Source organism: Achromobacter sp. (genome assembly GCF_049647645.1).
GTDB lineage: Bacteria > Pseudomonadota > Gammaproteobacteria > Burkholderiales > Burkholderiaceae_B > Achromobacter.
The window spans coordinates 1-8091 of record NZ_JBARYB010000123.1 but is presented as its reverse complement, the minus strand read 5'-3'; the positions used below and the strand labels follow the sequence as shown (position 1 = coordinate 8091).

Genomic DNA, 8091 nt, shown 5'->3' with positions numbered 1-8091 from the left:
GCCGCCGCCGTCGCCGGCTGGCGCCGCGAGGACATGCTCGACCCGCCGCGGCTGCGCGCCATCGAGGGCAAGGGCAATCCCGCCGACCTCGTCTACCCCTCCTGATGCTGCACAAGGAAACCATGCTCTCACTGACCTGCCTGGGCGGAGCCGGCACCGTCACCGGCTCCAAGCACCTGCTGAGCCACGCGGACACCCACCTGCTGATCGACTGCGGCCTGTTCCAGGGCCTGAAGAACCTGCGGGAACTCAACTGGCAAAGCCTGCCCCTGTCGCCAGCCGACATCGACGCGGTGGTGCTGACGCATGCCCACCTCGATCATTGCGGCTATCTGCCGCGCCTGGTGGTCGAGGGCTTCAAGGGCAAGATCCACGCCACGGCCGCGACCCGCGACGTCGCCGAGCTGATTCTGCTGGACAGCGCCAACCTGCAGGAAAAGGACGCGGATTTCGCCAACCGCAAGGGCTTTTCCAAGCACAAGCCCGCGCTGCCGCTGTACCGCGTGGTCGACGCCGAACGCGCGCTGACGCGCTTTACCGACGTGACGCTGCACCAGGAGACCGCCCTGCCCGGCGGCGCGAAGCTGACCCTGCGCCGCGCCGGCCACATCCTGGGCGCGACCACCGCGCAGATCGACTTGGGCGGCATGCGCGTGGTGTTCTCCGGCGACCTGGGCCGCTACGACGATTCGGTAATGCATGATCCCGAACCCGTGCCGCGGGCCGACTATATCGTCATCGAGTCCACCTACGGCAACCGGCGCCATGATCCCGCCGACCCGGTCGAAGCCCTGGCCGCCGTCATCGAACGCACCGTGCAGCGCGGCGGCACGATCGTCATCCCGGCCTTTGCCGTGGGGCGGGCGCAGACCCTGATCCACGCGCTCTGGAAACTGCGCCAGGCCGGCCGGCTGCAGAATATTCCGGTCTATCTCGACAGCCCCATGGCGACCAGCGCCACCGAGCTGCTGGACCGCCACGCAGGGGAGCACAAGCTGTCCCCGCGCGAATACGAAGCCGCCTGCTCCGCCGTCACCTATGTGCGCGACGTCGAGGAATCCAAGGCGCTCTCGGCCAACCGTTACCCCAAGGTCATCATCTCGGCCAGCGGCATGGCCACGGGCGGGCGGGTGCTGCATCACATCGCCGCCTTCGGCACCGACCACCGCAACACCCTGCTCTTCTCCGGTTTCCAGGCCGCTGGCACACGCGGCCGCAAGCTGCTCAACGGCGCCACCGAAACCAAGATCTACGGCCAGTGGACACCCATCAACGCCGAAGTCGCCGAACTGCCCATGCTGTCGGCCCACGCCGACAGCGATGAACTGATGCGCTGGCTGTCCGGCTTCCACGAAGCGCCGCGGCGCGTCTTCATCGTCCATGGCGAACCCGAGGCCTCCGAGGCCCTGCGCGAGCGCATCGAACGCGAGCTCAACTGGCACGCCACCGTGCCGCTGCAGGACCAGAGGTATGAGCTGTGAGCAGCGTTCCCGAACTGAAGCCGCCGGCGCTGCGCGCCACGCGCATGCGCTTGCACGCGCAGCATCAGCCCATCGCGCTGATGCGCGCCGACTGCCACGTCTGCCGCGCCGAGGGCCTGGCGTCGCGTTCGCAGGTGCTGATCACCTCGAACGGCCACGAAGTGCAGGCCCAGCTGTACCAGATCGACAGCGACCTGCTCGCGCTGGACGAAGTGGCGCTGTCGGAAGAGGCCTGGGACGCCCTGGGCATACGCGACGGCGACAGCGTGCACGTCAGGCACCCGCCCGTGCTCGAATCCCTGGCCGGCGTGCGCCAGCGCATCTACGGCCGCCGCCTGGGTGAGGAAGACCTCGCCGCCATCGTCCGCGACGTGGTGCGCGGCCGCTACACCGACGTACACCTGTCGGCCTTCCTGACCGCCACGGCCACGCTGCCGCTGAGCATCGACGAAACCATCTTCCTGACGAAGGCCATGGTCGAGGTCGGCGACCGCCTGAGCTGGCAGGCGCCCATTGTGGTGGACAAGCATTGCGTGGGCGGCCTGCCCGGCAACCGCACCACGCCGCTGGTGGTTGCCATCGCCGCGGCCAATGGCCTGGTCATGCCCAAGACCTCCTCGCGCGCGATCACCTCGCCCGCCGGCACGGCCGACACCATGGAGATGCTGGCGCCGGTGGACCTGGACATCAAACAGCTGCAGCAGGTCGTCCGGACCGAAGGCGGCTGCATCGCCTGGGGCGGCGCGATGCATCTGAGCCCGGCCGACGACATTTTCGTGCGCGTGGAGCGTGAACTGGATATCGATACCGAGGGCCAATTGATCGCCTCGGTGCTGTCCAAGAAAATCGCGGCCGGCGCCACGCACGTGGTGATCGACATCCCGGTCGGCCCCACGGCCAAGATCCGCAGCCGCGAGGCCGCCGAGCGCCTCGCCGGCCACCTGATAGAAACGGCCGCCCATTTCGGCTTGACCCTGCGCTGCCTGTACACCGACGGCAGCCAGCCCGTGGGCCGCGGCATCGGACCGGCCCTGGAAGCGCGCGACGTACTGGCCGTTCTGCGCAACGATGCCGACCAGCCGCAAGACCTGCGCGAACGCGCCGCGCTGGTGGCCGGAGCCGTCCTCGAAGTCGGCGGCGCGGCGCTGCCCGGGCAAGGCATTGCGCTGGCCCTGCAGACCTTGGACAGCGGCCGCGCCTGGGAGAAATTCGCGCGCATCTGCGCCGCCCAGGGCGGGCTGCGCGAACCGCCGCAGGCCGCCCATGTCGAACCGCTGGTCACGCTGCAAGCCGGCCGCATCACCCACATCGACAACCGCAAGCTGTCGCGCCTGGCCAAGCTGGCTGGCGCACCGGAGCGGCCCGCCGCCGGCGTGACCCTGCACGCGCGGCTGGGAGATGAAGTCGCGCGCGGACAGTCCTGGCTCCATCTCCACGCGCAGACGCGCAGCGAAATGGCCTATGCGCTGGAGTATGCGCGGCACGCCGGGGATATCGTGACCATAGAAGCCTGAGACGGGCGGCGGCACTGTCCATGGGGTGGAACCCCGACCTGCTCCCGCAAGATCTAGGCGCTGCGGTCGGCTCGCTTTCCAATGCAAATAAAAAGCATTATCATGAAAGCCCTGCCGACCCCGCGCCATGTCATCACGTCCCCCCCGTTCGCAAGGCTTCCTGGCCTACTACGAAGAGCTGCTTGCGGTCTGGACCCGGAAGTTGGGCTGCCGCGACGCTGCGCGCGATCTCGCGCACGATGCCCTGGTGAAATGCCTGGAGACCGACCCCGACCGCGTGACGCAGCCGCGCGCCTACTTGCATCAGGCGGCGCGCAACATGGCCGTCGACAACTTCCGACGGACGGACGGGCACGAATGGGTCTCGCTTGATACCATAGCCGGCCATCCCAGTACCCTCGGGGATCCGCTGGCCCAGGTCCGCACCGGGCAATTGAGCCTGGCCTTGGAAGCGGCGCTGGCCGAGCTTCCGCTCAAGTGCCGCCAGGTGTTCGTCTGGCAGCGCCTGGAAGGCCTGACACAGGCCGAGATCGCGGAACGCATGGGCCTGAGCAAGAACATGGTCGAGAAATACATGATTCGTACCGCATTGCATCTGCGGGAACGGCTGGGCGCCTATGCCCCGAACTGACAACCCGCCCTTGCCGGCGTCCGCCGCCAGCGCCGATCCCGTCCGCAACGAAGCGGCACGATGGTTCGCGCGCTCGCACGGCGGCACATGGGATGCCGCCGCGCAGGCGGAGCGCGATGCCTGGCTGGCGGCGGATCCTCGCCACGCCGCCGAGTACCGCATGCTGGAATCCATCTGGCAGGTAGCCGACACCATCCCCGAAGCGCGTTTGCGCGCCCTGGCCGAGCCACCGCGGCGCGCCGCAAGGCCGGCACGGCGGCAGGCGCTGGGACTGGGCCTGTGCGCGCTGGCGGCGGCGATCGCAATAGGAATCTGGCAACGCGGCGCGCCTGCGACGGAGTACCGCACGGCTGCTGGAGAACGGCTCAACGTCACGCTGCCGGACGGATCGACCGCCGAATTGAATAGCCGCAGCCTGCTCCAGGTTCGTTTTGACGGCACCCTGCGTAGGGTCTTGCTGCAAGAGGGAGAAGCCTTGTTTGCCGTTGAGAAAGACGCGGCCCGGCCTTTCGTGGTGGATGCGGGGCTGGGCAGCGCCAAAGTGACCGGCACCCGCTTCGATGTGCGCCGCGACAAGGACCAGGTGCGGGTGGTGGTGGAATCCGGCTCGGTCGAGGTGACGGGTACGCACGACAGCGCCGCCGTGCCGGTCACGGCCGGCACGGCGGTTCGTATCGATGCCGGCGGACGCGTCGGCCAGGTCCAGGCCGACTCCTTGCCGGCCGCCCTGGCCTGGCGCCAGGGCCAGATCGTGTTCACCGATACGGACCTGGCCAGCGCCGTGCGCGACGTCTCGCGCTATCGGCAGCACCCCATCACCCTGGCGCCCGGACAGGGGCTGGAACAGTTGCGCCTGACCAGCGTATTCCAGACCGCGGACACGGACGCCTTCCTGACGGCGCTGCCGCACATCCTGCCCGTCGCGGTCCGCCGCCAGCCTGACGGCCAGGTGGAAATCGTCGCCCGCTGACATCTCCCTCTGGCCGTTGTTACAAAAAAGGCGGCCAGGGCATTCAGGTATTTTCCGCGTATTGCGTCTTCTTCCTGATAACCAAGCGGGCATGGTGCCCGCCAGCATGCTTCAGGAGCACAGGAAGTGGATCGCAAAAAATGGGGAAGGCGCGCGCGGATGCAGGGCCTCAGGAATACGGCGCTTGCAGTGTTGTTGATGGCGGGATCGGCGGGCGCCTGGGCGCAGGCCGCGCCCGTGGCGATCGACATGCCCGCGCAATCGCTCGATCAGGCGTTGCGCAGCCTGGCCCAGGCCCATGGCTTGCAGATCTTCTATGCGCCGCAGACGGTCGCGGGCATGCAGGCGCAAGCCGTCTCGGGCACGATGACGCCGCAGCAGGCGCTCTCTGCCCTGCTGAAAGACAAAGCCTTGCGTGTGCGCCAGGACGGCGCGGCGATCATCATCGAAGCGGAAAGCGCGAGCCAGCCGCAGGTCATGGCGCCCATCGAAATCTCCGCGTCGCGCACGGCGAGCAATCTGGTGAGCCCCGTGCAGCAAACCATCGCGCTGGAGCGCGACGCCCTGCAAGAGTTGCGTACCGGCTCCGACAGCCTGGCCACCATACTCTCCAAGACCGTGCCCGGCATGGCCGATTCCAGCCGCACCATGACGGATTACGGCCAGACGCTGCGCGGCCGCGGCGTGCTGGTGCTGGTGGACGGCGTGCCGCTCAACACCAACCGCGACTCGTCGCGCAACCTGGCGAACATCAATCCGGCCACCATCGAACGGGTCGAAGTGCTGCGCGGCAGCAGTTCGATCTACGGCGCCGGAGCGACGGGCGGCATCGTCTCGATCACCACCCGGCCTGCCGGCGGCGAGACGGTTTCCGAAACCACGTTGACGGCGGTCAGCCCCCTGAGCCGGCTGCGCGCCGACGGCCTGGGCGGACAGCTGCAGCAGCATTTCGCGGGCAGCCAGGGCATGGTGGACTATTCCCTGGATCTGGGCGCGCGCCACAACGGCGCCTCGTATGACGCGCAAGGCCGGCGCATCGCGCCCGAGCCCAGCCAGGGCGACCTGTTCGACTCCAACATCTACAGCCTGGGCGGCAAGCTGGGCTTGCGCATCGACGACCAGCAGCGCCTGCAGCTCTCTGCCAGCTACTACAACGCGGACCAGGATTCCGACTACACCTCGGATCCCTCCGTGGGCCGCCTGCCGCCAGGGTCGACGCACGCGCGGCCCATGAGCGGCCTGCAACTGGCCGATCAGAACCAGATCCGCAACACGCTGTTGAACCTGGAGTACGAGCACCTGAACCTGCTGGGCAGCAAAGTGACGGCCCAGATGTATTACCGCGACTACTTCACCCGGTTCACGCCCTTCGATGCCCGCGCCGTCGTCACCCGCGGCAACAACGTGGACCAGGTCACGCAGAACACCAAGGTATTCGGCAGCCGCCTGACCGTGGACACGCCGCTGGGCAAGCAGTCCAAGGTGCTTTGGGGCGCCGACTTCAATCAGGAACGCAGCGACATGCCGATCGATATCTTCGATCCTGCCGCGTACGACCGCAGCGGCGGACGCGTGTTCAACAAGATCGGCAGCCTGACCTACATGCCCGAACTGACCACCCGCAGCACCGGCTTGTTTGCGCAGCTGGAACATCGCTTCAACGAACAGTGGTCGGTGCAAGGCGGCGCGCGCTACGAGTACGCGTCCGCCAGGTTCGGAGATTTCGTGCCCCTGTCGCAGTTGCGCGTGCCCTCCCCGGCCTCGGTGCAGGGAGGATCCGTCAACTACGACGCCTTGTTGTGGAACTTCGGCATCGCGTACGCCCCGGTGCGCGGCCAGGAACTCTATGCCAACTTCAGCCAGGGCTTCCAGCTGCCCGACATCGGCGTCCAGATGCGCAATGCGCGCCCGGGCTTCGACATCGGCTCGTCCGACCTGCAGCCGGTCAAGACCAACAACTACGAGCTGGGCTGGCGCGGCGGCGCGGGCAACACTTCGGCATCCCTGGCCGTGTTCTACACCACCTCGAAGCTCGGCGACGTGCAGAGCTTCAACAACGGCCTGATCCTGACCCGCACCGAGGAACGCATCTACGGCGTCGAAGGCACGGTCGACACCAGCACCGACGACGAAACCTGGGGCGCCGGCGGCACCTTCACCTGGATGAAGGGCCGTGAACAGCCGGATGGCGGCAGTTGGCAGGGCATGACCGGTTATCGGATCCCGCCGGTCAAGCTCACCGCCTATCTGCAGTACCGGCCGAACGAACGCTGGAGCAGCCGCGTGCAGGCCAACTACTTCGGCGGCAAGGACTATCGCCTGGACGGGAAGGAGAGCTTTGGCCGCCGGGACGCCAGCAGCTACTTCACCGTGGACCTCATGGGTCGCTATCAGCCCAACCCGCGGAACACATTCATTCTCGGTGTTGAAAACCTCTTCAACCGCGACTACTACCCGCTGTATAGCCAGCTCATGCGCAGCAACACCAACACCAGCCGGCTTCCCGCTGCGGGCGCCGTGCTGACGCTCACCTACCAGCACAGGTGGTGAGACGGCGCGCTAGAAGCCCGTCGATACCGACAGCCAGAGCGTGCACGGCCTGCCGCCGATCAGGTCGCCGGAGGGATGGGGCTTCCCAGGAATACTTGTCCAGCAGGCAGCAAGGTGCGATCGATCAGCCTCTTCGCCGCTAGGCGATCGGCCACTTCGGCAGCCTGGCCTTGCGGTAGGGCAGGCTGCTCCAGTCGGGGCTGGCGGAACCGGGCGCGGCCACATACAGCACCGCCTTGGCCAGCGGCGCATACCTGGCATGGAAGTGATGCGCGGACTTCACCACGATCAGGCGCTGCGCCTTCAAGTCGCAACCCAGCTGGGTGAAGAGGTCGGTGTGATAGGCCTGGGTGCGCAGCGACACCAGCGCGACCAGGATGCCGTCCACGTCGACCAGCGCGCAATCGCCCAGCGCGATGCGGGTATCGGAGTTGCCCGTCATGGTCATGTCGGCATGCGTGGATACGACCCGGCAGCGCGCGTCCACCGGGCGGCCGGACAGCGGCCCGACCTTGCCGCCGATGCGCAGGTCCAGCTCCGCGCCGGGGCCGGCGTCGAAGGCGATGCGCGCCGCCACCGGATCCCACAGGGGACCGATGGCGGCACTGCGTATGCCGCGCTCGCGCATCCTGGCCAGCAGATAGGTCGAGTCGCCGGCCGCGCCGCTGCCGGGATTGTCCGAGCGATCCGCCAGCACGATGGGACCGTCGCCGAAGGCCAGGGCTTCGTCCAGCGCCTGGTCCACGTTGCGGTACGGCACCATGAGCTGTTCGCGCATGCCGATGAGTTCATCGGCCAGGCGACGTGCCAGGGCTTGGGCGCGGGCGGCATCGCCATCGGCGTAGACCAGCACCTTGGTGCCCATCTCCGGCACGTCGCCGGTGGCAAAGCCTTGCGCGGCCGAGATCGACAGGATCCCGTCGCGGCCTTCCAGCGCCTTGATGC

Annotated in this window: 6 protein-coding genes; 5 read left to right on the top strand and 1 reads right to left on the bottom strand. The window is 67.8% G+C overall.

The genetic code is table 11. From position 1 onward, the window contains the following. Nucleotides 1-122: 122 nt before the first annotated feature. The 5 genes from WBB14_RS14815 to WBB14_RS14795 all read left to right on the top strand — a co-directional run bounded on the left by WBB14_RS14815 (nucleotide 123) and on the right by WBB14_RS14795 (nucleotide 7146). Nucleotides 123-1481, top strand: coding sequence for an MBL fold metallo-hydrolase RNA specificity domain-containing protein (locus WBB14_RS14815; protein WP_424240502.1), 1359 nt, complete (start codon nucleotides 123-125; stop codon nucleotides 1479-1481). After that, nucleotides 1478-2995, top strand: coding sequence for a thymidine phosphorylase family protein (locus WBB14_RS14810; protein ID WP_424240501.1), 1518 nt, complete (start codon nucleotides 1478-1480; stop codon nucleotides 2993-2995). The genes WBB14_RS14815 and WBB14_RS14810 overlap by 4 nt, the downstream gene beginning before the upstream one ends. A gap of 127 nt (nucleotides 2996-3122) precedes the next feature. Beyond that, complete coding sequence (locus WBB14_RS14805) at nucleotides 3123-3626, top strand: sigma-70 family RNA polymerase sigma factor (RefSeq protein WP_424240500.1); 504 nt, start codon at nucleotides 3123-3125, stop codon at nucleotides 3624-3626. Continuing rightward, nucleotides 3613-4596: a FecR family protein gene (locus tag WBB14_RS14800; RefSeq protein WP_424240499.1), complete on the top strand. Its 984-nt coding sequence runs from the start codon at nucleotides 3613-3615 to the stop codon at nucleotides 4594-4596. Before WBB14_RS14805 ends, WBB14_RS14800 begins: the two co-directional genes overlap by 14 nt. A 159-nt stretch (nucleotides 4597-4755) precedes the next feature. Further along, entirely contained in the window at nucleotides 4756-7146 is a 2391-nt protein-coding gene (locus WBB14_RS14795; protein WP_424240498.1) for a TonB-dependent siderophore receptor, read from the top strand. A gap of 139 nt (nucleotides 7147-7285) precedes the next feature. Here WBB14_RS14795 and WBB14_RS14790 read toward each other — a convergent pair. Then, nucleotides 7286-8091: MlrC C-terminal domain-containing protein (locus WBB14_RS14790; RefSeq protein ID WP_424240497.1), on the bottom strand; the 806-nt coding region annotated here is incomplete at its 5' end.

Bases quoted from the DNA above. Each gene is read 5' to 3' on its own strand.
- WBB14_RS14795 (WP_424240498.1), top strand. From the start codon at position 4,756: ATGCAGGGCCTCAGGAATACGGCGCTTGCAGTGTTGTTGATGGCGGGA.
- WBB14_RS14815 (WP_424240502.1), top strand. From the start codon at position 123: ATGCTCTCACTGACCTGCCTGGGCGGAGCCGGCACCGTCACCGGCTCC.
- WBB14_RS14800 (WP_424240499.1), top strand. From the start codon at position 3,613: ATGCCCCGAACTGACAACCCGCCCTTGCCGGCGTCCGCCGCCAGCGCC.
- WBB14_RS14805 (WP_424240500.1), top strand. From the start codon at position 3,123: ATGTCATCACGTCCCCCCCGTTCGCAAGGCTTCCTGGCCTACTACGAA.